The 22,356-nt window shown below is 71.2% G+C and carries 21 protein-coding genes; 9 read left to right on the top strand and 12 right to left on the bottom strand.

Annotation, left to right across the window (positions count from 1 at the left end):
* Positions 1 to 217: 217 nt before the first annotated feature.
* The 3 genes from ABIE21_RS06695 to ABIE21_RS06685 form a co-directional block, all read right to left on the bottom strand.
* Complete coding sequence (locus ABIE21_RS06695; protein ID WP_354023996.1) at positions 218 to 1,063, bottom strand: MurR/RpiR family transcriptional regulator; 846 nt, start codon at positions 1,061 to 1,063, stop codon at positions 218 to 220.
* 64 nt (positions 1,064 to 1,127) lie between these two features.
* Positions 1,128 to 1,829, bottom strand: a complete 702-nt coding sequence (locus ABIE21_RS06690; RefSeq protein ID WP_354023995.1) for a DUF2510 domain-containing protein — start codon at positions 1,827 to 1,829, stop codon at positions 1,128 to 1,130.
* A gap of 38 nt (positions 1,830 to 1,867) precedes the next feature.
* Entirely contained in the window at positions 1,868 to 3,532 is a 1,665-nt protein-coding gene (locus ABIE21_RS06685; protein ID WP_354023994.1) for an FAD-binding dehydrogenase, read from the bottom strand.
* A gap of 173 nt (positions 3,533 to 3,705) precedes the next feature.
* On the opposite strand from ABIE21_RS06685, the gene pdhA reads away from it, so the two are divergent.
* The 3 genes from pdhA to ABIE21_RS06670 are packed head-to-tail and all read left to right on the top strand — an operon-like array spanning position 3,706 to position 7,201.
* The gene (pdhA, locus tag ABIE21_RS06680) at positions 3,706 to 4,833 is read left to right on the top strand and encodes a pyruvate dehydrogenase (acetyl-transferring) E1 component subunit alpha (protein ID WP_354023993.1); all 1,128 of its coding nucleotides are present in this window, start codon (positions 3,706 to 3,708) and stop codon (positions 4,831 to 4,833) included.
* Positions 4,830 to 5,837 (top strand): alpha-ketoacid dehydrogenase subunit beta, encoded by a 1,008-nt coding sequence (locus tag ABIE21_RS06675; protein ID WP_354023992.1) that lies wholly within the window; start codon positions 4,830 to 4,832, stop codon positions 5,835 to 5,837. Before pdhA ends, ABIE21_RS06675 begins: the two co-directional genes overlap by 4 nt.
* On the top strand, positions 5,834 to 7,201 hold the full coding sequence (locus ABIE21_RS06670; protein ID WP_354023991.1) for a dihydrolipoamide acetyltransferase family protein: 1,368 nt from the start codon (positions 5,834 to 5,836) through the stop codon (positions 7,199 to 7,201). Before ABIE21_RS06675 ends, ABIE21_RS06670 begins: the two co-directional genes overlap by 4 nt.
* Before the next feature lie 119 nt (positions 7,202 to 7,320).
* Here the strand turns inward: ABIE21_RS06670 and ABIE21_RS06665 are convergent, their stop codons facing one another.
* Positions 7,321 to 7,923 carry an SACE_7040 family transcriptional regulator gene (locus tag ABIE21_RS06665; protein ID WP_354023990.1) on the bottom strand — a complete coding sequence of 201 codons (603 nt, stop codon included), beginning with the start codon at positions 7,921 to 7,923 and terminating at the stop codon, positions 7,321 to 7,323.
* Between the two features lie 79 nt (positions 7,924 to 8,002).
* Here ABIE21_RS06665 and ABIE21_RS06660 point away from each other — a divergent pair, with 79 nt between their 5' ends.
* The 5 genes from ABIE21_RS06660 to ABIE21_RS06640 are packed head-to-tail and all read left to right on the top strand — an operon-like array spanning position 8,003 to position 14,130.
* On the top strand, positions 8,003 to 9,589 hold the full coding sequence (locus ABIE21_RS06660; protein ID WP_354023989.1) for a carboxyl transferase domain-containing protein: 1,587 nt from the start codon (positions 8,003 to 8,005) through the stop codon (positions 9,587 to 9,589).
* Positions 9,586 to 11,643: an acetyl/propionyl/methylcrotonyl-CoA carboxylase subunit alpha gene (locus ABIE21_RS06655; protein WP_354023988.1), complete on the top strand. Its 2,058-nt coding sequence runs from the start codon at positions 9,586 to 9,588 to the stop codon at positions 11,641 to 11,643. The genes ABIE21_RS06660 and ABIE21_RS06655 overlap by 4 nt, the downstream gene beginning before the upstream one ends.
* Complete coding sequence (locus tag ABIE21_RS06650; protein ID WP_354023987.1) at positions 11,640 to 12,836, top strand: acyl-CoA dehydrogenase family protein; 1,197 nt, start codon at positions 11,640 to 11,642, stop codon at positions 12,834 to 12,836. Before ABIE21_RS06655 ends, ABIE21_RS06650 begins: the two co-directional genes overlap by 4 nt.
* The gene (locus tag ABIE21_RS06645; RefSeq protein WP_354023986.1) at positions 12,833 to 13,318 is read left to right on the top strand and encodes a MaoC family dehydratase; all 486 of its coding nucleotides are present in this window, start codon (positions 12,833 to 12,835) and stop codon (positions 13,316 to 13,318) included. Before ABIE21_RS06650 ends, ABIE21_RS06645 begins: the two co-directional genes overlap by 4 nt.
* The gene (locus ABIE21_RS06640; protein WP_354023985.1) at positions 13,315 to 14,130 is read left to right on the top strand and encodes an HpcH/HpaI aldolase/citrate lyase family protein; all 816 of its coding nucleotides are present in this window, start codon (positions 13,315 to 13,317) and stop codon (positions 14,128 to 14,130) included. The genes ABIE21_RS06645 and ABIE21_RS06640 overlap by 4 nt, the downstream gene beginning before the upstream one ends.
* A 216-nt stretch (positions 14,131 to 14,346) precedes the next feature.
* On the opposite strand, the gene ABIE21_RS06635 is transcribed toward ABIE21_RS06640, so the two are convergent.
* Both ABIE21_RS06635 and ABIE21_RS06630 read right to left on the bottom strand, forming a co-directional pair.
* Positions 14,347 to 15,351: an asparaginase gene (locus ABIE21_RS06635; protein WP_354023984.1), complete on the bottom strand. Its 1,005-nt coding sequence runs from the start codon at positions 15,349 to 15,351 to the stop codon at positions 14,347 to 14,349.
* 4 nt (positions 15,352 to 15,355) lie between these two features.
* Positions 15,356 to 15,745 carry a winged helix-turn-helix transcriptional regulator gene (locus tag ABIE21_RS06630; protein ID WP_354023983.1) on the bottom strand — a complete coding sequence of 130 codons (390 nt, stop codon included), beginning with the start codon at positions 15,743 to 15,745 and terminating at the stop codon, positions 15,356 to 15,358.
* A gap of 91 nt (positions 15,746 to 15,836) precedes the next feature.
* Between ABIE21_RS06630 and ABIE21_RS06625 the strand changes: the two genes are divergently transcribed.
* A complete protein-coding gene (locus tag ABIE21_RS06625) occupies positions 15,837 to 16,688 on the top strand; it encodes an SDR family oxidoreductase (RefSeq protein WP_354023982.1) in 852 nt (283 codons plus the stop codon).
* Between the two features lie 102 nt (positions 16,689 to 16,790).
* On the opposite strand, the gene ABIE21_RS06620 is transcribed toward ABIE21_RS06625, so the two are convergent.
* The 6 genes from ABIE21_RS06620 to ABIE21_RS06595 form a co-directional block, all read right to left on the bottom strand.
* Positions 16,791 to 17,222, bottom strand: coding sequence for a globin (locus tag ABIE21_RS06620; RefSeq protein ID WP_354023981.1), 432 nt, complete (start codon positions 17,220 to 17,222; stop codon positions 16,791 to 16,793).
* Positions 17,215 to 18,351, bottom strand: coding sequence for a mechanosensitive ion channel family protein (locus ABIE21_RS06615; protein WP_354023980.1), 1,137 nt, complete (start codon positions 18,349 to 18,351; stop codon positions 17,215 to 17,217). The genes ABIE21_RS06620 and ABIE21_RS06615 overlap by 8 nt, the downstream gene beginning before the upstream one ends.
* An 85-nt stretch (positions 18,352 to 18,436) precedes the next feature.
* Positions 18,437 to 19,117 (bottom strand): response regulator transcription factor, encoded by a 681-nt coding sequence (locus ABIE21_RS06610; RefSeq protein WP_354023979.1) that lies wholly within the window; start codon positions 19,115 to 19,117, stop codon positions 18,437 to 18,439.
* A gap of 20 nt (positions 19,118 to 19,137) precedes the next feature.
* A complete protein-coding gene (locus ABIE21_RS06605) occupies positions 19,138 to 20,388 on the bottom strand; it encodes a sensor histidine kinase (protein WP_354023978.1) in 1,251 nt (416 codons plus the stop codon).
* Positions 20,389 to 20,398: 10 nt separating this feature from the next.
* Positions 20,399 to 21,211: an ABC transporter permease subunit gene (locus ABIE21_RS06600; protein WP_354023977.1), complete on the bottom strand. Its 813-nt coding sequence runs from the start codon at positions 21,209 to 21,211 to the stop codon at positions 20,399 to 20,401.
* Positions 21,208 to 22,143: an ABC transporter ATP-binding protein gene (locus ABIE21_RS06595; protein WP_354023976.1), complete on the bottom strand. Its 936-nt coding sequence runs from the start codon at positions 22,141 to 22,143 to the stop codon at positions 21,208 to 21,210. Before ABIE21_RS06595 ends, ABIE21_RS06600 begins: the two co-directional genes overlap by 4 nt.
* Between the last annotated feature and the right edge of the window lie 213 nt (positions 22,144 to 22,356).

Here is a 22,356-nt window from a genome sequence, read left to right as displayed (position 1 = left end):
ACCAATTGGCCAGTCAGGTCGCGGGAAGGCACGTCCGGGTCGTCGGAAGTGCACTTGTGCCCCATTTCGACGCGCGAGACGGGGCACAAGTGCACTCTCGCGGGCGGCGGGATCGGCTGACCGGGCGGCGCGCGGACGGTACGGCGGCGCGCAGGCGGGACGGCGGCGCGCAGGCGGGACGGCGGCGCGGGGCGCGCACGGACCGCGCGGCGCGCGGCTACTCGTCGCTGACGAGCGCCTCAGCGACGACCTCGCGCATGTGGGCGACGTCGGAGCTCGAGCTTCGGTCGAACAGCGCAGAGTGCAGCGTGTGCAGCACGAGCAGGTGGCTCAGCCGGCTGAGGAACGGGTCGATGTCGTGCGCCCGGGTGAGCGGTCCCGTCACGAGCGAGATGTCGGCGAGCAGCGTGAGCGGCGACCGGGCGAAGCTCGTGACGGCGATGACGGTGGCCCCGCCCTCCTTGGCGGCGCGGCAGGCGCTCAGCGTGTGGGTGTTCGCCCCCGAGTAGCTGACCGTGAGGCACACGTCGTCGGCGGTGAGAGAGTGCGCGGCGAACTGCTGACCGAGCACGTCGCTCGGCGCCTCGACGGGGCGGCCCACCGTGGCGAACCGCATGGCCGCGTCCTGCAGCGGCGGCGCCGAGAACCCGGTGCCGACGAGCACGAGTCGGCGGGCTCCGGCGAGCGCGTCGACCGCGGCATCGATGCTCGCGACGTCGACGCTGTCACGGCCGATCGTGATCGCGTCCGCGGCATCCGAGAAGATCCTGGTGAGCGGATGCGCCGCGGCGCCCTCCTCCCGGTCGCTCGGCGCGGCGCGGGCGATCTCCAGCCGCAGGTGCTGGAACCCGCGGAAGCCGAGCGTCTGACACGCGCGCACGACCGTCGCGGGCGAGGTCGCGGCAGCCTGGGCGAGCTCGGCGGTCGACCACTCCGTCACCGCGGCCGGGCGGGCGAGGATCACCTGCGCCACACGACGCTCGCTCGGTCCGAGCACGGGCAGCGCCGCCCGCAGCCGCGCCATCACGGTGCTGTCGAGGTTGCGTACTTCGGTGGCGTGCATGCTGCGCTCCAGGGGTCGTGAGTGCACGCAGCATACCCAACCGAGACGAACCTCCGGGAACGCCCTAGAGGCCGGGGATCGACTCGAAGATGCGCGTCGTGACCATGACCGCCGCCACGATGCCGATGATGAAGCCGACGAGGATGAGCGACAGGTTCACGAACATCGGAGCCAGGCCCGAGCCCACCCGGCGTCGCACGACGACGCTGCGGCCGATCATGTAGACGGGAGCGCCCAGCAGCGCGAAGAATGACCAGGCCCAGTGGAAGGGGCGCGGCACCCCCCGGGCGGCGAGGGCGCGCGCGTCGAGGAAGGCGAGAATCACGGTCGCGGCGGCGATGAGCAGCGATACACCGTAATTGGTTATGTCGAGCGGCGTGAACGAGGAGCCGCTGTCGGCGAGGGCGCTCTCGACGAGAGAGTCGATCGTGGCGAGCTGGACTACCGACAGCGCGAGCGTGACGATGGGCAGCACCGCCAGCAGCCAGATGAACGGCGTCGACGGCGAGGTGCCCTCTGGGGCCTTCAGCGCGGGAGCCGCGCCGTACGGCTGCATGGCGGGATACGCGGATTGCGCGCTGCCGGCGACTGCCGGCGCCTGGCTGCCGGGGCCGCTCGGTGTCGACCACGGGGTCGCCGCCGTCTGAGCCGCAGGCGCGGAGTAGTTCTCGGTCCAGCGTGTGCCGTCCCACCAGCGGGTGCGAGGGGTGCCGGCGGGGTCCGGGTACCAGCCGGCGGCGGGCGTGGTCGAGTTGTCGTTTGTCATGAGGCTCCCTCGGGTCGATACAGAGTTTACCGATCCACTCAACCGCGGGCCACAGCCCGCGCCGCCTGCCGCCCGGTGTAGATGCAGCCGCCGAGGAAGGTACCCTCGAGCGAGCGGTAGCCGTGGATGCCGCCACCGCCGAACCCGCTCGCCTCGCCGGCGGCGTAGAGGCCGGGGACCGGCTCGCCTCCCGCACGCAGCACCTGCCCGTCGAGGTTCGTCTCGATGCCGCCGAGGCTCTTGCGGGTGAGCACGTGCAGCTTGACGGCGATGAGCGGGCCCGCCTCCGGATCGAGCAGCTTGTGCGGAGCGGCGACCCGGATGAGCTTGTCGCCCCGGTAGTGGCGGGCCTGGCGGATCGCCGTGATCTGCGCGTCCTTGGAGAAGTCGTTGTCGAGCTGGCGGTCGCGCCCCTCGACCTCGCGGCGAACGAGGGCCGCGTCGATCGCGACATCCGGGCTCAGCCTCTGCATGCCCTTCACCAGCTCGCCCAGGGTCTCGGCGACGACGAAGTCGACCCCCTTCTCCTTGAACGCCTCGACCGGGCCCGGGGCGCCTGGCAGCACCCGGCGGGCGAGGAGCCTGACGTCTTTGCCGGTCAGATCCGGGTTCTGCTCGCTGCCGGAGAGGGCGAACTCCTTCTCGATGATCTTCTGCGTGAGAACGAACCACGAGTGCTCGTAGCCCGTCGACTGGATGTGCGCGAGGGTGCCGAGGGTGTCGAACCCGGGAAACAGCGGCACCGGCAGGCGCCGGCCCGAGGCATCCAGCCACAGGCTCGACGGACCGGGGAGGATGCGGATTCCGTGCCTGGCCCAGACGGGGTCGTAGTTGGTGATGCCCTCGACGTAGTGCCACATGCGGTCGCCGTTGACGAGGTTCGCGCCCGCCTCCTCGCTGATGCCGAGCATACGGCCGTCGACGTGGGCGGGCACGCCGCTCAGCATGTGCTTCGGGGGAGTGCCGAGACGCTGGGGCCACTGGGCGCGCACCATGTCGTGATTGCCGCCGATCCCGCCGCTGGTGACGATGGTCGCGCCCGCGTACTGTTCGAAGTCGCCGACCACCGTGCGGGCGGATGCGGCGCCGCGTACGGCGGCATCGGGGGCGAGGACCGCGCCGCGTGCGCCGACGACCTCGCCGTTCTGCACGATGAGCCCGTCGACACGGTGGCGGAACTTGAGGGTGACGAGACCGCGGTCGACGCCCTCCCGCACCGCCCGGGCGAAGGGCGCGACGACCCCCGGTCCGGTGCCCCAGGTGATGTGGAACCGCGGCACGGAGTTGCCGTGGCCGTTGGCGCCGTAGCCTCCGCGCTCGGCCCAGCCGACCACGGGGAAGAATCCGACGCCGCGTTCCTTCAGCCAGGCCCGCTTCTCGCCGGCCGCGAACTGCAGGTACGACTCGGCCCACTGCCTGCCCCACGCGTCTTCCGGACGGTCGAACCCCGCGGCGCCGAACCAGTCCTGGCGCGCCAGCTCGAGCGAGTCCTTGACGCCCATGCGCCGCTGCTCCGGGGTATCGACGAGGAAGAGGCCGCCGAACGACCACCACGCCTGACCGCCGAGATTCGCCTCGGACTCCTGCTCGAGAACCGTCACGGTCTTGCCTGCCGCCACCAGCTCGGCGGTCGCGACGAGGCCGGCGAGCCCCGCCCCGATCACGATGGCGTGCGAGGACTGCGCGGTTTCGGGTGCGGGCATGCCGAGACTCCTTCGTCGGGTGTTAGTGAGACCTTAGTGGGACGGGCGACCCACATGGCGAAACACAGGATGCTTGTACTCCGCCGCGTCGCGCCGTAGCCTGAGACAAATTCTGGCGACGGTGCCCGGACTTCACGAGAGTGCGCGCGCCCCGCCCTGTTACGGAGCAAACAATGTTGCGTTCTCTCGAACAGCTAGACGACCTCACCAGCACGGTGACCGCCCCCGACGCCCTCCTGCAGCTGCTGCCTCCCGACGGCAACCGCGTCGCCCACCCCGATCTCGATCCCTGGGTGGCCGACATCGACGGCGCGGCTCTCGCGGCCCTCTACGACGATCTCAGCGTCATCCGTCGCCTCGACGTCGAGGCCACGGCGCTGCAACGTCAGGGCGAGCTCGGGCTCTGGCCGCCGCTGCTCGGTCAGGAGGCCGCGCAGGTCGGGTCCGCCCGGGCACTGCGCCGCGACGACTTCGTCTTCACCAGCTACCGCGAGAACGGCGTCGCCTACTGCCGCGGGGTCGCGATCGCCGAGCTGATGCCCGTCTGGCGGGGCACCGCGCTGAGCGGCTGGAACCCCTACGACGTCGGCATGGCCACGCCCGCGGTGATCATCGGCGCGCAGACGCTGCACGCCACGGGCTACGCGCTCGGCTGCGCGATCGACGGCGCCGACTCGGTCGCCGTGGCCTACTTCGGCGACGGCGCCACGAGCCAGGGAGACGTCGCCGAGGCGATGGTCTACGCGGCGAGCTTCCACGTGCCGGTGATCTTCTTCTGCCAGAACAACCATTGGGCGATCTCCGAACCGGTCGGCCTGCAGGCCACGAGGCCGATCGCCGACCGGGCGCCCGCCTACGGCATCCCCAGCCTCCGCGTCGACGGCAACGACGTGCTCGCCGTGATGGCGGTGATGCGCATCGCCCTCGACCGCGCCCGCACCGGGGGCGGCCCGACGTTCATCGAGGCGGTCACCTACCGCATGGGGCCGCACACCACCTCCGACGATCCCGGGCGCTACGTCGACCCGGTCGAACGCGCCGAGTGGGCGGCGAAAGACCCCATCGACCGGCTCGAACGGCACCTCGACTCACTCGGGCTGCTGACCGACGAGCTGCGGGAGTCGGTGAAGCGGTCGGCGGATGGCGCGGCAGCCGAGCTGAGGCGCGCCTGTCTCGCCCTGCCGGAGCCCGAGGCCCTGACCGTGTTCGACAACGTCTACGCCGAGCCGCACAGCGGGCTCGAGCGGCAGAAGCGGGAGTACTCCGCCTACCTGTCGATGTTCGAAGGGGGTGCGTCGTGACCGAGCTCACCCTGGCCAAGGCCATCAACCTGGGGCTGCGCCGCGCCCTCGAGAGCGACGACCGCGTCGTGCTGCTCGGCGAGGACATCGGCAAGCTCGGCGGCGTATTCCGGGTCACCGACGGACTGCAGGCCGACTTCGGGGTGCGCCGCGTCATCGACGCCCCGCTCGCCGAGTCGGCGATCATCGGCACCGCGGTCGGTCTCGCCTTCCGCGGCTTCCGGCCGGTGTGCGAGATCCAGTTCGACGGCTTCATCTACCCGGGCTTCGACCAGATCGTCGCCCAGGTCGCGAAGCTGCACTACCGAACGGCGGGCAACGTACGGGTTCCGATCACGATCCGCGTGCCCTTCGGCGGTGGCATCGGGGCGGTCGAGCACCACTCCGAGTCGCCAGAGGCCTACTTCACCCACACGTCGGGGCTACGGGTGGTCAGCTGCTCGAACCCGCAGGACGCCTACGGCATGGTGCGGCAGGCGATCGCGAGCGACGACCCCGTGCTGTTCTTCGAGCCGAAGCGCCGCTACTGGGCCACCGGCGAGGTCGACGAGGACGCGGTCGCCCCGCCGCTCGGCAGCGCGCACATCGTGCGGGAGGGCGCCGACGTCACACTCGTCGCGTACGGCCCGCTGGTCACCACGGCCCACGACGCCGCCCTCGCCGCCCACGACGACGGCGTCTCGATCGAGGTCATCGACCTGCGTTCCCTGTCGCCCGTCGACTTCGACACCGTCGAGGCCTCGGTGCGCAAGACCGGGCGCCTCGTCGTGGCCCACGAGGCGCAGCACTTCGGCGGCGTCGGCGCCGAGGTCGCGGCCAGCATCACCGAGCGTTGTTTCTTCCACCTCGAGGCGCCGCCCGTGCGGGTCACCGGTTTCGACACCCCGTATCCGGCGGCGAAGCTCGAACGGCACTTCCTGCCCGACCTCGACCGCATCCTCGACGCGGTCGACCGCGTGATGGGCCGCACCAACTCGCTCTCGAGCCTCGGAGTCACCGCGTGAGCGTGCGCGAGTTCGCGATGCCCGACCTCGGCGAGGGACTGACGGAGTCGGAGCTCGTCTCGTGGGAGGTCGCGGAGGGCGACACTGTCGAGCTCAACCAGGTCATCGCCGAGGTGGAGACCGCGAAGGCCCTCGTGCAGCTGCCGAGCCCGTGGGCTGGCACCGTGTCGCGGCTGCTCGTGCAGCCCGGGGTCGTGGTGCGGGTCGGCTCGCCGATCGTGGCGATCGAGGTGGCGGATGCGGCCGGATACTCGGCGTCGGAACCCCCGGCCCGCAACGCGGTGCTCGTCGGCTACGGCCCGCCGGTCGAGGGCGGGAGCCGCCCGCAGCGCAAGACGCGCGGCGCGCTGCTCGAACGGGAGGCGCCCGCCGCCACTGGCGCCGAGCCTGCCGCGCCCGCGACCCTCGCGGCTGCCGGCCCCGCGCCGGTCGCCCCCGTCCCGGTCGAGCCCGACGCCGCGACCCGGCCGGCCGAACGCCCGCTGAGCACGCCGCCTGTGCGCAAGCTCGCGGCAGACCTGGGAGTGCGGCTCGAGCTCGTGCGCGGCACGGGGGAGCGCGGCATGATCACGCGCGACGACGTGCTGCGGGCGGGGGCGTCGGCCGAGGCATCCGCCCGTCCCTCTCCCGGTCCGCACGCTCCGGCACCCGCCGCGCACACCGCGCCGGACGAGACGCGCATCCCGATCTCCGGGGTCCGCCGCCGCACGGCCGAGGCGATGGTCGCGAGCGCGTTCACCGCACCGCAGGCGACCGTGTTCCTCACGGTCGACGTCACGCCGACGGTCGAGCTGCTCGAGGTCGTGCGCGCCAGGGCGCGCGAGGGCGCCCGCCCGGGCATCCTCGCGGTCGTGGCGAAGGCGCTGTGCATCGCGGTCACCCGCACTCCCGAGATCAACGCCCGCTGGGACGAGTCGGCGGCCGAGATCGTGCAGTGGCGCACCGTGAACCTCGGCATCGCGGCGGCCACCGACCGGGGTCTCATCGTGCCCGTCGTGCCGGCGGCCAACGAGCTGACGCTCGATCGACTCGCGAACGCGCTCGCGGCGCTCAGCGAGTCGGCGCGGGCCGGAACCACCACGCCGGCCGCCCTGCGCGGAGGCACCATCACCATCAGCAACGTCGGAGTCTTCGGGGTCGACGCCGGCACGCCGATACTCGTCCCTGGCGAGGCGGCGATCCTCGCGCTCGGGGCGATCTCGCGCCGACCGTGGGAGCACGACGGCGAGATCGCCCTGCGCAGCGTGCTCACGCTGAGCCTCTCGTTCGACCATCGCGTGGTCGACGGGCAGCAGGCCGCGACGTTCCTGGCAGACATCGGTGCGATCCTGGCCGAGCCCGGGGTCGTGCTGTCCATGGTCTGAGGGGCCCCGCGTCGCGAAAATTGCGGCAGATCGACCCGCTCCCGCCGAGAGGAGTCGTTCTCCCGCTTTTTTCGGGTCTCACCGAACACACGACGCAGGAATGCTCGGGGCCGGTCCGGTCACGCGGGTGTGGTGAGTGCCGCCCGCGCCATCCGCTCGAGCAGCGCACGCACGGCCGGACGAGGCGACGAGCGTGCACTGTGCGGCGTCGAGTTGATGAGGCCGAAGGTCGCGCGGGCCCGGATGCGCAGCTGGGTGCGCTCGACCCCGGGTAGCACGCGGGCGAGCACGCCCACCCACGTGTCGATGTACTCGCGCTGCAGCGAGCGCACGAGCGAACGCGCGTCGTCGGCGAGACTGTCGAGGTCGCGGTCCTGCACGCGGATGACGTCGGGGTTCGCGAGCGCGAAGTCGACGTGGAACGCGACGAGGGAGGCGAGCGCCTCGTGCGGATCGTCGACGCGGGCGACGACGTCCGCCCCACCGGCGCACAGGTTCTCGCTCACCCCCACGAGAAGCGCACCGAGCACCGCCTGCTTTCCCGGGAAGTGCCGGTAGACGGCCGGCCCGCTGACGCCGGCCGCCGCACCGAGGTCCTCCAGCGACACCCGGTCGAACCCGCGCTCCGCGAACAGGCGGGCCGCGGCATCCAGCAGCACCTCGCGCCGGTCGGCCTTGGCGCGTTCGCGGGCCGTCGGGTGCGGGGTCGGTGCGGTGCTCATGCGTCTCCCTCTAGACAATCCGGTTAATGGATACTAACCTAAACCCAGTTAGTCAAGATTAACTGAAATCAGAAGGTCAATGAAGACACTCGACAGCACGACCGCTATCAACGACGCCGATCAGCGCGCGCTCGTGCGCGAGCTGCGTGAGCGGCTCGCCACCGCGGCGCTCGGCGGCACCGCGGCGTCCCGCGAGCGGCACGTGGCCCGCGGCAAGCTCCTCCCGCGCGAACGCGTCGACGCGCTGCTCGACGCCGGCAGCCCCTTCCTCGAGATCGCGCCGCTCGCGGCCGACGGCTTCTACGACGACGAGGTCCCCGCGGCGGGCGTCATCGCCGGCATCGGACTCGTCGGCGGGCGCCACGTGCTGGTCATCTCGAACGACGCCACGGTCAAGGGCGGCACCTACTTTCCGCTCACGGTGAAGAAGCACCTGCGCGCGCAGGAGATCGCCCGAGAGAACCGGCTGCCGTGCATCTACCTCGTCGACTCCGGCGGCGCCTTCCTGCCCAGGCAGGACGAGGTCTTCGCCGACCGTGACCATTTCGGACGCATCTTCTACAACCAGGCCCGCATGTCTGCCGCCGGCATCCCGCAGATCGCCGCCGTCATGGGTTCGTGCACCGCGGGCGGCGCCTACGTTCCGGCGATGAGCGACGAGACGGTGATCGTGCGTGGCCAGGGCACCATCTTCCTCGGCGGCCCGCCGCTCGTGAAGGCGGCGATCGGCGAGATCGTGACGGCCGAGCAGCTCGGCGGCGGCGAGCTGCACGCCCGCACCTCCGGTGTCGTCGACCATCTCGCCGAGAACGACGCACACGCCCTGCAGATCGTGCGCGACATCGTCGCCACCCTGCCGCAGCCGGTCGCCCCGCCGTGGACCGTGATCGAGTCGCGCGAGCCGGCGGCCGACCCCCACGAGCTGTACGGCATCGTGCCGGTCGACGTGCAGTCGCCGTACGACGTGCGCGAGGTGATCTCCCGCATCGTCGACGCGAGCGAGTTCCACGAGTTCAAGGCCGAGTACGGCACGACCCTCGTCACCGGGTTCGCCCACCTGCACGGGCATCCGGTGGGCATCGTCGCCAACAACGGCGTGCTCTTCTCGGAGTCGGCGCTCAAGGGCGCCCACTTCATCGAGCTGTGCGACCAGCGGGGCATCCCGCTGGTGTTCCTGCAGAACATCTCCGGCTTCATGGTGGGACGCGACTACGAGGCCGGCGGCATCGCCAAGCACGGCGCGAAGATGGTCACCGCGGTCGCCACCACCCGCGTGCCCAAGCTCACCGTCGTGATCGGCGGCTCGTTCGGCGCCGGCAACTACTCGATGTGCGGCCGCGCCTACTCGCCCCGTTTCCTCTGGATGTGGCCGGCCACCCGCATCTCGGTCATGGGCGGCGCGCAGGCCTCCTCGGTGCTCGCGACCGTCAAACGCGAGCAGATCGAGGCCAGGGGCGGCGAGTGGTCGCCCGAGGAGGAGGCCGCCTTCCGCGCCCCGATCACCGAGCAGTTCGAGACCCAGGGCAACCCCTACTACTCGACCGCCCGCCTGTGGGACGACGGCATCATCGATCCGGCCGACACCCGCACGGTGCTCGGGCTCGCCCTCGACGTCTGCGCGGGCGCACCGCTCGGCGAACCGGGCTTCGGCCTGTTCCGGATGTGAGCGCCGTGATCAGGAGCGTGCTCGTAGCCAACCGCGGGGAGATCGCCTGCCGCATCATCCGCACCCTCCGGGCCATGGGCATCCGCTCGATCGCCGTCTACAGCGACGCCGACCGCGGCCACCCGCACGTCGCCCTCGCCGACGCCGCGATGCGCATCGGGCCGGCCCCGGCTCGCGACAGCTACCTGAGCGTCGACGCGGTCGTGGCGGCGGCGGTCGCGTCGGGGGCAGACGCGATCCACCCCGGATACGGCTTCCTCTCCGAGAACGTGGAGCTGGCCAGGGCGGCGGATGCCGCGGGGCTGGTGTTCATCGGACCGAGCGTCGTCGCGCTCACCGTGATGGGCGACAAGATCCGCGCCAAGCGGCACGTCGCCGCGCACGGCGTTCCGGTGATCCCCGGCCTCGACGAGCCCGGCCTCGACGACGCGGCGCTGATCGCGGCGGCGGAAGGCATCGGCTACCCGCTGCTCGTCAAGCCGTCGGCCGGCGGCGGCGGCAAGGGCATGCACGTCGTCGACGCCCCCGCCGACCTCGCCGGCGCGCTCGTGAGCGCGCGCCGCATCGCCGCGGCCGCGTTCGACGACGACACGCTCTTTCTCGAACGGCTCATCATCCGGCCCCGTCACATCGAGGTGCAGGTGCTCGCCGACGCGCACGGCGCCGTGATCCACCTCGGCGAACGCGAGTGCTCGCTGCAGCGACGCCACCAGAAGGTGGTTGAGGAGGCGCCCAGCCCCCTGCTCGACGAGGCCACCCGGGCGAGGATCGGCGCCGCCGCGTGCGAGGTCGCCCGCAGCGTCGGCTACACGGGCGCGGGCACCGTCGAGTTCCTCGTGTCGGCGAGCGACCCTGAGGCGTTCTTCTTTATGGAGATGAACACCCGGCTGCAGGTGGAACACCCGGTGACCGAGCTCGTCACCGGCATCGACCTCGTGCGCTGGCAGGTGCTCGTGGCCGCCGGGGAGCCGCTCACGATCACACAGGACGACGTCGTGCTCACCGGGCACGCGGTCGAGGCTCGGGTCTACGCCGAGGACACGGCGGCGGGCTTCCTGCCGAGCACGGGGCGCCTCCTCGCCTACGAGCCGCCGACGGGCCCGGGCGTCCGGGTCGACGGCGGCGTCGCGGCGGGGCTAGACGTGAGCCCGCACTACGACCCGATGCTCGCCAAGATCGTCGCGCACGGGGCCGACCGCGCCGAGGCGATCGAGCGGCTCTCGGCCGCCCTCGCCGCCACGACCGTGCTCGGCGTCGCGACCAACCTCGACTTCCTGCACGACCTTCTCGCCGACGACGGCGTGCGCTCCGGCGACATCGACACGGGCCTGATCGAGCGGTTCCTGGGGGAGGGCGGCGGTGACGGGCATCACTCCCGCCGCGAGTCACGGCGGCCCGGGGCGACCGAGCTCGCGGTCGCGGCGCTCTGGCTGCACGCGCGGCGGTGGGTCGCGGCATCCGCATCGCCATGGAGCGCCCCGACGGGCTTCCGGCTCGGCGTCCACCGCGCCACCGAGTACCACCTCGAGGTCGGCGGCGTCGTCACCACGGTGGCCGTCGACGGAATGCCGGATCGCGTCACCGTCGCGATCGACGGGCAGACGGTGGAGGCGGCACTAGCCGCCGGCGACGACCGGTCGGCCGTTGTCGAGCTCGACGGCCTGTCGCGCACTTGGCGGGTCGAGCACGACTCCCGCGGCGTGTGGCTCGCCGAGGGGAGCTTCTCGTGCTGCGTGCGCGAGGTCGACCGTCGCGAGATCGTGCGCGCCGGCATCGCCGCCGCGACCCGGGCGCCGGGAGCCGCGAGCCCCGAGACGCGGGTGCCCATGCCGGGCACCGTCGTCGATGTCGGGGCGGCGAGCGGCGACGTCGTAGAGGTCGGCCAGCTGCTCGTGACGGTGGAGGCCATGAAGATGGAGCACCGTCTGCTCGCCGCCACCGCGGGCACAGTCACACTCACCGTTTCGGTCGGCGACGTGGTCTCACTCGACCAGGTCGTCGCCACCATCACACCGTCGCCACAAGCGACGGTCGACGAAGGAGCAACGCCATGAATGTCGCACTCAGCACCCCCAGCACCACCGAATTCGGGCTCACCGACGAGCAGGCCAGACTGCGCGACGAGGTGCGCGACTTCGCCGACACCGTCGTCGCCCCCGCGGCCTACGAATACGACACCAAGCGCGAGCTGCCCTACGACATCATCGCCGCGATGGGGGAGATGGGCCTGTTCGGCCTGCCGTTCCCGGTCGAGTACGGCGGACGCGGCAAGGACTACTTCTCGCTCTGCCTCGCGGTCGAACAGCTCGCCCGCGCCGACCAGTCCATCGCCGTCACGCTCGAGGCCGGCGTCGGGCTCGGGGCGATGCCGGTGTTCCGCAGCGGAACCGAGGAGCAGAAGCGGCAGTGGCTGCCGATGCTGGCCAGCGGCTCCGCCCTCGCCGGCTTCGGCCTGACCGAGGCCGACGCCGGGTCCGACGCAGCCGGAACCAAGACCACCGCCCGCCTCGAGGGCGGCGAGTGGGTCATCAACGGGACGAAGCAGTTCATCACCAACTCCGGGTCGCGCATCACCAGGCTCGTGACGATCACCGCGGTGACGGGGGAGTCGGTGCGCGCCGACGGCTCGATCAAGAAGGAGCTGACGGCGATCCTGGTGCCGAGCGGCACCCCCGGCTTCACCGTCGAGCCCGCCTACGACAAGGTCGGCTGGCACACGTCCGACACCCACCCGCTGACCCTGCGCGACGTGCGGGTGCCCGAGGCGAACCTGCTGGGGGAGCGCGGACGGGGATTCGCCAATTTCATCCAGACCCTCGACGAGGGACGTGTGGCCTTCGCCGCTCTGTGCACCGGGGCCGCGCAGGGCTGCCTCGAAGAGGCCATCCGCTATGCGGGAAGCCGCAACGTCTTCGGGCGGGCCATCGGGCAGAACCAGCACATCGCCTTCACGATCGCCCGCATGCAGGCGCGCGTGCACGCCGCCAGGCTGGCCTGGTACGACGCCGCCCGCAAGCTCGACGCCGGCCAGCCGTTCAAGATGGAGGCCAGCATGGCCAAGCTCATCGGCAGCGAGGCCGCGATGGACAACGCCCGCGACGCCACCCAGATCTTCGGCGGCTACGGCTTTATGAACGAGAACCCGGTCGCGCGGCACTACCGCGACTCGAAGATCCTCGAGATCGGCGAGGGCACGACCGAGGTGCAGCTCATGATCATCGCGAGGGAGCTGGGGTTCGCGGCATGAGGGAGATCGAGCAGCGCGGGCTCTACTTCGAGGAGTTCGAAGAGGGGGTGCGCTACCTGCACCGTCCGGGCCGCACCGTCACCGAGGCAGACAACGTGCTCTTCACCACGCTCACGATGAACACGCAGGCGCTGCACCTCGACGCGGCATGGGCCGCGACCCAGCCGTTCGGCCAGCGTGTCGTGAACTCGATGTTCACCCTCTCCACCCTCGTCGGGGCATCCGTCGCTCAGCTCACCCAGGGCACCATCGTCGCCAACCTCGGCTTCACCGAGGTCGCCTTCCCCAAGCCGGTGTTCGTGGGCGACACCCTGTACGCCGAGTCGACGGTGCGCGGCGCCCGGCTCTCGCGGTCGCGACCAGGGCAGGGGGTCGTGACCCTCGAGCACACGGCGCGCAACCAGGACGACGTCGTGGTGGCGACCGCAACGCGCTCGGTGCTGGTCTGGTGTCTCGGATCCCAGCCGGAAGCCCGCTCGTGACCGCCGCGTTCGCGATGGGGCCGGCGCTGCTGTTCTGTCCGGCCGACCGTCCCGACCGTTTCGAGAAGGCCGCGGAGCGTGCCGACGCGGTGATCGTCGACCTGGAAGACGCGGTCGCTCCCGAGCGCAAGTCGGCCGCTCGCGACGCGCTGCTGTCGCACCCGCTCGACCCCGAGCGCACCATCGTGCGCGTGAACTCGTGGGGCTCGCCCTACTTCGCCGACGACATCGTCGCCCTCGCGCACACCCGCTACCGCACGGTGATGGTCGCCAAGGTGGAGAGCGCGGAGCAGGTGTCCGGACTCGAGCGCTACTCGCTCGTCGCCCTCGTCGAGACCGCGGCCGGGGTGATGCGCGCGGCGGAGATCGCGGCCGAGGCACACGTCGTGGCGCTCATGTGGGGCGCGGAAGACCTCGTCGCGTCGCTCGGCGGCACGTCGAGCCGGTCGGAGGACGGCGCCTACCGCGACGTCGCCCGGCACGCGCGCTCGACCGTGCTGGTCGCCGCGGCCGCCGCCGGAAAGAGCGTCATCGACGCGGTACACGTCGACATAGCCGACCTCGCGGGGCTCGAAGCCGAGGCGACGGATGCCGCAGCCGTGGGTTTCGCGGCGACCGCGTGCATCCATCCTTCGCAGGTCGAGACGATCCGCCGCTGTTACGCGCCCAGCGAGGCCGAGGTGCAGTGGGCGCGGCGGGTGCTCGAGGCGGCGGAGGGCAACCGCGGCGTCTTCACCCTCGACGGACGCATGGTCGACGCCCCGATCGTGCGGCACGCACGGCGTGTGGTGCGCGACCTCGAGGCGCGCTGACCCCCCGACCCGCCTGGTGCACCGAGAGTGCACTTATGCCCCAGGTTCGCGCCCAGAGCGGCGCACAACTGCACTTTCGCCGTCTGGTCGGCGAGCTGTGGTCTGGTTCGCGGCCGAGCACCCGCATTTGCAGGCTGGGTGGCCACTGCGGGCTATGTGGCGTGCTGCTCGGTGACCACACGTGGCCAGCTGTGCCCGCCCGCCCGTCGCGCCGACCTAGTACGTGTCGAAGATGCGCTGGATCTCGTCCTGGTCGCTCGTCACCGAGAGGGCGAGACAGGCCAGGATGCGGGCCCGCTGCGGGTTCTGGTCGTCGACCGAGATCCAGCCGTTGACCAGCTCGCCGCTCGCACCCTGGTGGGTGACGTGACCGCTTCCGGTGCGGGTCGCGCGCACGACGACTGCACCGGCGCGGCGGGCCGCCTCGAGAGGCTCGACGATGCGGCTCGAGACGGTTCCGTTGCCGAAACCGGCGTGCACGATAACGTCGAAGCGCGTCGCGTCGAGCGCCGCGGCGACCGAGTCGTCGACTCCCGAGTGGGCGAACAGGATCCCCGAACTGGGCAGGGAGCGGATGCTCGCCAGAGAGAACTCCGTCGCGCTGGTGTGCGGGCGGGACACGGCTCGGTAGAACCGCGGCTGCCCGTCGATGACCGTGCCGAGCGGTCCGTACGGCGACTCGAACGACCCCACCCGCAGGCTCGAGGTCTTGGTTACGTCGCGCGCGGAGTGGATGTCGTCGTTCATCACGACGAGCACGCCCCGGCCGGCGGAGAGCGGGGCGGATGCCACGGCGACGGCCCCGTAGAAATTCATCGGCCCGTCGGCGCTGAGTGCGGTCGCCGGGCGCATCGCCCCCGTGAGCACGACGGGCTTCGCCGAGTCGAGCACGAGGTGCAGGAAGTAGGCCGACTCCTCGATGGTGTCGGTGCCGTGGGTCACGACCACGCCGTCGACGTCGTCCGACGCCAGCAACTCGGCCACGCGCCGGGCGAGCGCCAGGAGGATCTCGTCGGTGAGGTCGGAGGAGTCCATGCTCGCGAACTGCTCGCCGGTGAGCCGGGCGAGCTCGCGCGCCTGCGGCACGGCGGCGAAGAGGTCGTCGACGGCGCCGGTTCCCGCCCGGTAGCCGGTGGAGTCGGTCGCGGAGGCGGCGGATCCGGCGATCGTGCCGCCCGTGGCGAGAACGACGACGTGGGGCAGCGGCGGGTGAATCGTCATCCCGCTATCTTCCCGCAACGATGTCGTCGGCGTTGTCGGCGATCCAGTCCATGAGCGGGAGCATTCTGTCGGCGAGCTGGCGACCGCGCGGGGTCAGGCTGTAGTCGACTCGCGGCGGGATCATCGCCTGCGCCTCGCGCAGCACGAGGCCGTCTGCCTCGAGGGTGCGCAGTGTCGACGCGAGCATCTTCTCGCTGATGCCCTCGATCGTGCGCCGCAGCTCGCCCCAGCGCAGCTGCTGCTGCGAGAGGGCGATGAGCACGAGCACGCCCCACTTGCTCGTCACGTGGTCGAGCACCGTGCGGGTGGGGCAGTTCGCCGGCAGCACGCCGTCGGTGAAACCGCGGCCGGTGAACCCTTTTACGGTGAGCGGGGAGTCGTTGCTTACCTTCATGTGGGTAGCTTACCTAAAAGTGGGTACCCGCGTACGGGAAGTAACCGGCCCGTCGGCCGGTTGGCACCGGTACACCAACCGAAAGGACACCATGTCTCTCGTCATCACCGCCGCCACCGGGCAACTCGGACGCCTCGTCGTCGACTCCCTCCTCGCCCGCGGCACCGCGCCGTCCGACATCGTCGCAACCGGCCGCAGCGTCGACAAGCTCGCGTCGCTCGATGTCCTCGGCGTGCGCACCGCCGTGCTCGACTACTCGAAGCCCGAGACGGTCGCCGCCGCGGTCGCGCCCGGCGACACCCTCCTGCTCGTCTCCGGCAGCGAGGTCGGCCAGCGCGCCGCCCAGCATGCCACGGTCATCGCCGCGGCCAAGGACGCCGGCGTCGCCCGCATCGTCTACACGAGCGCCCCGAAGGCGACGACCTCGGCGCTCGTGCTGGCCCCCGAGCACAAGGCCACGGAGGAGACCCTGGTCGCATCCGGTGTGCCCTTCACGATCCTGCGCAACGGCTGGTACACCGAGAACTACGCGGGTGAGATCGAGAAGGCCCGTGAGAGCGGGTCCATCGTCGCGAGCGTCGGCGAGGGTCGCGTCGCGAGCGCCAGCCGCAAGGACTACGCGGATGCCGCGGCCGTCGTGCTGGTCGGCGACGACCACGACGGCCAGGTCTACGAGCTCTCGGGCGACGTCGCCTGGAACTTCGACGAGCTGGCGGCCGCCATCGCGGGCATCGTGGGACGCGACGTCGAGTACTCGCGCCTGACTCCCGAGGAGCACGCGGCGCTGCTCGCATCGTTCGGCCTCGACGAGGGCACCGTCGGATTCGTCGTTGCGCTCGACGGCAACATCCGCGACGGGCTGCTCGCCGAGACGAGCGGCGACCTCGCCCGCCTCATCGGCCGCCCGACGACGCCGCTGGCCGAGGGCCTCGCTGCCGCGTGACGTACGCGGTCTCTGAGCCTGTCGAAGCGCCCTTCGGCAGGCTCAGGGACCGGCCTTCGGCAGGCTCAGGGACCGGCCTTCGACAGGCTCAGGGACCGCGGGTCACTCCTCGAACGTGTTCACCATCGCGTGCGCCGCGCGCTCGAGGTACGCCCACAGCGTCGCGTCGTGCAACGGGGAGAGCTCGAGCGAGTCGACCGCCTCGCGCATGTGCAGCAGCCAGCGGTCGCGTGCGTCCGGGTTGACCTTGAAGGGCATGTGGCGTTGGCGAAGCCGCGGGTGCCCGCGCTCCTCGGAATACGTTCCGGGCCCGCCCCAGTACTGCTCGAGAAAACCGGTGAGGCGCTGGATGGCGCCCTCGAGGTCGGCCTCCGGGTACATCGGCAGCAGCACGGGGTCGGTCGCGACGCCCTCGTAGAAGCGGCGCACGAGGCGCTCGAAGGTCGGCCTGCCGCCGACCTGCTCCCAGAAATTGCCCTGCACCGACTCGCCCGACTTGCTCAGGCGCAGCGTGACGGGATTCGGCTCACTCATTCTTCGGTCCTCGCGTCGTCGGCTTGTCGGGGGTGAACCCGCGAGGGTCCTCCGGGCCGGTGGTCGTGGTCGTGTCGCGCTTCGGGCGCGGGGTCTTCGGCTTGGCGGCGACCGGCTTGGCGTCTGCCGGCTGCACCGAGACCGGCTTCGTGCGCGGGGGCCGCGCGCCCTTCACGCTCGTCGCCCCCTCGAAGCCGCTCAGCGTGATCGAGTTGAGGGCGGGCATCTTCACGTCCATCTCGTCGAGGGCGCGCTTGAGCCGGCTGCGCAGCTCGCGCGCCACGTCGTCCTTCGCGGCCGACCGCGTCTTCACGACGAGCCGCACGACGATCGCCTCGGCGGCGACGGACTCGATGCCCCAGATCTCGGGCTTCTCGAGCATGCGGGTGCGCCACTTCGGGTCGGTCGCTAGCTCGTTGCCCGTCTCGAGCATCTTCGCCTGCACGGCGTCGACGTCGGCGTCGTACGGCACCGCGAGGTCGATGATGACCCGCGCCCAGCCCTGCGACATGTTGCCCACTCGCAGGATCTCGCCGTTGCGCACGAACCAGAGGGTGCCGTTGACGTCGCGCACCTTGGTGATGCGGATGCCGACGTCTTCGACCACGCCGGTCGCCGGCCCGAGGTCGACGACGTCGCCGACGCCGAGCTGGTCCTCTGCCACCATGAACAGACCGCTGAGCACGTCTTTCACGATGTTCTGGGCGCCGAAGCCGAGGCCCGCGCCGACCGCCGCGGTGATGAGGGAGAACGCGCCGATGATGCCGGGGAAGAGCGCGACGACGATGAGCAGAAGCGCCATCGTGACGATGACCGCGGTGACCACGTTGTTGAGGACGCTGCCGAGGGTCCGGGTGCGCTGCACGACGCGCACGGCGGCGAGGGGCGATGCGAAGAGGGCCTGCGTGTCGTCGACCTTCTGCTTCTTCTTCACTCCGAGCACGACCCGGTCGACGAGCCGGTTGATCACGAGCTGCAGCACGAGGCGCAGCACGAAGGCCACGACGATGATCACGACCACCTGAACGGGCGGGGTCGCCTCGTAGAAGGAGGAGATATTCGTCCACGTGCCGGCCCAGTCGATGCCGGGCACCGGCGCGGGATCGGGGGTTGTCTCAGTCAGAACCATATTGCTCCCAGTCTATTCGCGCGCCCCTGACCGGCACCGGCGCCCGCCCGGAACGGCGCCCGCCCGGAACGGCGCCCGGCCGGGCTCAGCCGACGAGCCGACGCTCGTAGGCGAAGATCACCGCGTGCACCCGGTCGCGCAGCTCGAGCTTCTGCAGCACCCGGCCGACGTGGGTCTTGACCGTCGACTCCGCCACCACGAAACGCTCGGCGATCTCGCCGTTCGACAGACCCTCGCCGATCGCGGTGAGGATCTCGAGCTCGCGCGGCGTGAGGCTCGCGAGGGTGTCGTCGGCCGGGGCATCCGCCGCGGGAAGCCTGTCGCCGAACAGCTCGAGCATGCGCCTGGTCACCCGGCCGGAGATCGCGGCCTCGCCTCCCGCCACGGCGCGCACCGCGGCCAGCAGGTCTTCGGGCCGGGTGTCTTTGACGAGGAATCCGCTCGCGCCGGCGCGGAGCCCGCCGAACGCGTACTCGTCGAGGTCGAAAGTCGTGAGGATGATCACGCGGGAGTTCGGCGAGCGCTCGAGCAGCGCTTTCGTGGTCGCGATGCCGTCGAGGCCGGGCATGCGTACGTCCATCAGCACCACGTCCGGGCGCAGCTCGGTGGCGATGCGCAGCGCGTCGGAGCCCGACGCGGCCTCGCCGACCACGCGGATGCCCGGTTCGGCCTCCAGCAGCATACGGAATCCCATACGCACGAGGGCCTGGTCGTCGACGATCAACAGGCGGATGTCGGCGGTCGGTTCTGTGGGGGCATCCATCATGTGCGTTCGATCCGTTTCGATCATCGGGGGGTGTCGTGTTCGAGTGTGGCGACGACCGACCAACCGCCGCCGGGGCGTGGGCCCGACTCGATGGTTCCGCCGTACAGGGCGACGCGTTCGCGCATGCCCACCGTGCCGCGGCCGCTGCCTGGTGTGGGCACGGCGACGACGGGCCCGTCGTTGGTGACAGCCACGGTGACCTCGGTCGGCGTGTAGTGCACCGAGACGGTGGCGACCGCCGGTATCGCCGAGTGGCGCAGCACGTTGGTGAGCGACTCCTGCACCAGACGGTAGACGGTGAGCTGCTCGGCGGGGTCGTCGGGCGGGGTGCCCGACTGGCTGAAGCTCACCGCGAGCCCGGCCGAGCGGAAACGCTCGACGAGCTCCGCGAGGTCGGCGATGCGCGGCTGCGGCACGAGCTCGCCCGGCAGCCCGTCGTCGAGCAGTCCGAGCATCCGTCGCATATCGGTGAGCGCCTGCCTGCCGGTCTCGGCCACGTGGCGCATCGCCTCGGCGGCCCGCTCGGGGTTTGCGGTGGTCGTCGCGGCGGATCCCTCGGCGAGGGTCACCATGACCGTGAGCCCGTGCGAGACGATGTCGTGCATCTCGCGTGCGATGCGGGCGCGCTCGTCTGCCGCGGCGAGTCGGGCCTGCTGGTCGCGTTCGCGGGCCAGCTGCGCGGCCCGGTCGAGGAGCGCGACGACATAGCGCCGTCGGTTGCCGATGTTGATGGCGACGAGCACCACGATGACGAGGAAGACGGCGGCGGCGAAGTTGCCGGCCACGGTCTGGCCGTAGTCGTCGACCGTGACGGCGCTGACGTAGGTGCCCGCCACCACGACGACCGCCACGGAGCCGGCGAAGCCGATCCAGACCGCGCGCACCGAACCGTAGACGGCGAGAGCGTAGAGGGCGTAGGCGAGAAGGCCGACGTCGACGGCGCTCCACGCCACGGCCGACAGCAGCACGAGCACCCAGGACACGACGAGCACCGTCCACGGCCGGCCGCGGCGGAACAGCAGCAGGAGAGCGCCGAACACGTCGAGCGCGAAGCCGAACGGCACTATCTCGCCCGGACTGAACTCCTCGCCGAAGAGGGGGCCGATGTGCAGCAGGGTCGTCGGCACGCCGTAGCTGGCGGCGATGAGCGCGTCTGTCCACCGCGGGTGGCGGTACCAGAACTGCCGGATCATTCCCGGCGGCTTCGGCAGACGCAGATCTCCCTCGACCGGAACGTCGTTCCGGTCGAGGGAGGAGGGCCTGACTGTCATGCTGTGGACTCTACGCGTCCCGACGCTTGAGCAGCAGCGCGCCGCCGACGAGGCTCACTGCGACCCAGGCGAGCACCACGAGCAGGTTCTCGCCCTGGCTGAGCGGGCCGCCCGGGCTGAAGATTCCGGTTCCCGCGGTGGCGAACATGTACGGCGAGATGTCCATGGCCCACTGCGCCTGGGTGATGCCGATAACCGCCGAGATGATCGTCGGCAGCAGCAGGATCACGCCGAGGGTCGCGGCGATCCCGCCGGCGCTGCTGCGCAGGATCGTGCCGAGGCCGAGTGCGAAGAGCGACACGAGGCCGAGGTACAGGGCCGCGAGCACCAGGTTGCCGAGCAGGGCGCCGTCGCCGAAGTCCGCCTCGATGCCGTAGCCGGCGAGGATCGGGAGGGCGAGGAGCAGGGCGCCGAACACGCTGACGAGTCCGACCACGAACGTCGAGACGAACAGCACGACGGCCTTGGCCGCGAGGGCCGGGAGGCGTGTCGGAACAGCGGTCAGAGTGGAGCGGATCATGCCGGTGGAGTACTCGCCGCTGATGACGAGCACGCCGAGGACGGCGACGACCAGCTGCCCGATGTAGAGGCCGAAGGTGGCCGCCTGCACGATGATGCCGTTGTGGAGCTCCGCGGGCGGGATCTGCTCGCCGAAGCCGAAGGTCGAGGCGAGCAGCGCGGCGATGCCGATGGAGGCGGCGACGACGATCGCGTACGACCAGACGGTCGAGCGCACGCTGCGCAGCTTGATCCACTCGGAGCGGACGATTCCCGGGGCCGACAGTCGAGCGTCCGGGCGGGTGGTGATGGTGGTGGCGCTCATCGTGCGGCCTCTTCCGTAATCGTGGGGGTGGTGCCCGCGTGGTACTCGACGTCGTCCTGGGTGAGCTCCATGTAGGCCTCCTCGAGCGAGGCGCCGACGGGGGTGAGTTCGTGCAGCGCGATCCCGGCCTGGGCCGCGGCCTCGCCGATGACCGGCGCGGTGAGCCCGGTGATGGTGAGCGCGTCGTGCTCGGTGGTGGTGATGGTGACGTCGGCGCCCTGCAGCAGCTGGGCGAGCTGGTCGGCGCGGGGGCTGCGCAGCTTCACTGCCGTGCGCGTGGAGGTCGCGAGGATGTCGGCGACGGGCGCATCCGCAATGATCCTTCCGCGTCCCAGCACGATGAGGTGGTCGGCGGTGAGGGCCATCTCGCTCATCAGGTGGCTGGACAGGAAGATGGTGCGGCCCTCGCTGGCGAGGTGGCGGGCCAGCTGGCGCACCCACATGACGCCCTCGGGGTCGAGGCCGTTGACCGGTTCGTCGAGGATCAGCGTGGCCGGGTCGCCGAGCAGTGCCGCGGCGATTCCCAGCCGCTGGCCCATGCCGAGCGAGAAGCCGCCGACGCGCTTGCCCGCGACCGACTCGAGGCCGGTGAGGCCGATGACCTCGTTGACGCGGGCCTTGCCGATGCCGTGGGTCGCGCCCATCGCGAGCAGGTGGTTGTAGGCGCTGCGGCCGGTGTGGATCGCCTTCGCGTCGAGCAGCGCGCCGACCTCGCGGAGCGGGGCGTGGTGCGCCGCGTACGGCTTGCCGTTGACGGTGACGCTTCCCTCGCTCGGGCGGTCGAGGCCGACGATCATGCGCATGGTGGTCGACTTGCCGGCGCCGTTCGGGCCGAGGAAGCCGGTGACCATGCCCGGCTTGACGGTGAAGCTGATGTCGTTGACGGCGGTCTTGTCGCCGTATCGCTTGGTGAGTCCTTCTGCCTGAATCATGGTTCCAGCTTAGAGAAACGTGGATTCGTCAGTATCCGGCGGTGGACGGATCTTGCCCGCGCCCGGTCCTACTCCGGTACTACGCGCGCGCTGCCGGGCGGCGGAGGCGGCGCGTCGGTCGTCGGGAGCGGGCATGAACGGAAATTCAGGAGTTAGGCGGATGCCGCTGGCCGGCTCCCGCAGAAACGCGCGGGCCGGTCGCGTGGCCGGGGT

This window comes from Conyzicola nivalis, from assembly GCF_040548875.1.
GTDB lineage: Bacteria > Actinomycetota > Actinomycetes > Actinomycetales > Microbacteriaceae > Conyzicola > Conyzicola nivalis_A.
The sequence above is the reverse complement of the archived record's forward strand: the minus strand, read 5'-3'. Positions and strand labels throughout refer to the sequence as shown.

Coding starts and splice junctions, on each gene's coding strand:
- ABIE21_RS06665 (WP_354023990.1), bottom strand. CDS start 7,923: ATGAGCACCGCACCGACCCCGCACCCGACGGCCCGCGAACGCGCCAAG.
- ABIE21_RS06660 (WP_354023989.1), top strand. CDS start 8,003: ATGAAGACACTCGACAGCACGACCGCTATCAACGACGCCGATCAGCGC.
- ABIE21_RS06650 (WP_354023987.1), top strand. CDS start 11,640: ATGAATGTCGCACTCAGCACCCCCAGCACCACCGAATTCGGGCTCACC.
- ABIE21_RS06695 (WP_354023996.1), bottom strand. CDS start 1,063: ATGCACGCCACCGAAGTACGCAACCTCGACAGCACCGTGATGGCGCGG.
- ABIE21_RS06615 (WP_354023980.1), bottom strand. CDS start 18,351: ATGGTTCTGACTGAGACAACCCCCGATCCCGCGCCGGTGCCCGGCATC.
- ABIE21_RS06610 (WP_354023979.1), bottom strand. CDS start 19,117: ATGATGGATGCCCCCACAGAACCGACCGCCGACATCCGCCTGTTGATC.
- pdhA (WP_354023993.1), top strand. CDS start 3,706: ATGTTGCGTTCTCTCGAACAGCTAGACGACCTCACCAGCACGGTGACC.
- ABIE21_RS06690 (WP_354023995.1), bottom strand. CDS start 1,829: ATGACAAACGACAACTCGACCACGCCCGCCGCCGGCTGGTACCCGGAC.
- ABIE21_RS06600 (WP_354023977.1), bottom strand. CDS start 21,211: ATGAGCGCCACCACCATCACCACCCGCCCGGACGCTCGACTGTCGGCC.
- ABIE21_RS06625 (WP_354023982.1), top strand. CDS start 15,837: ATGTCTCTCGTCATCACCGCCGCCACCGGGCAACTCGGACGCCTCGTC.
- ABIE21_RS06630 (WP_354023983.1), bottom strand. CDS start 15,745: ATGAAGGTAAGCAACGACTCCCCGCTCACCGTAAAAGGGTTCACCGGC.
- ABIE21_RS06595 (WP_354023976.1), bottom strand. CDS start 22,143: ATGATTCAGGCAGAAGGACTCACCAAGCGATACGGCGACAAGACCGCC.
- ABIE21_RS06685 (WP_354023994.1), bottom strand. CDS start 3,532: ATGCCCGCACCCGAAACCGCGCAGTCCTCGCACGCCATCGTGATCGGG.
- ABIE21_RS06645 (WP_354023986.1), top strand. CDS start 12,833: ATGAGGGAGATCGAGCAGCGCGGGCTCTACTTCGAGGAGTTCGAAGAG.
- ABIE21_RS06620 (WP_354023981.1), bottom strand. CDS start 17,222: ATGAGTGAGCCGAATCCCGTCACGCTGCGCCTGAGCAAGTCGGGCGAG.
- ABIE21_RS06635 (WP_354023984.1), bottom strand. CDS start 15,351: ATGACGATTCACCCGCCGCTGCCCCACGTCGTCGTTCTCGCCACGGGC.
- ABIE21_RS06605 (WP_354023978.1), bottom strand. CDS start 20,388: ATGACAGTCAGGCCCTCCTCCCTCGACCGGAACGACGTTCCGGTCGAG.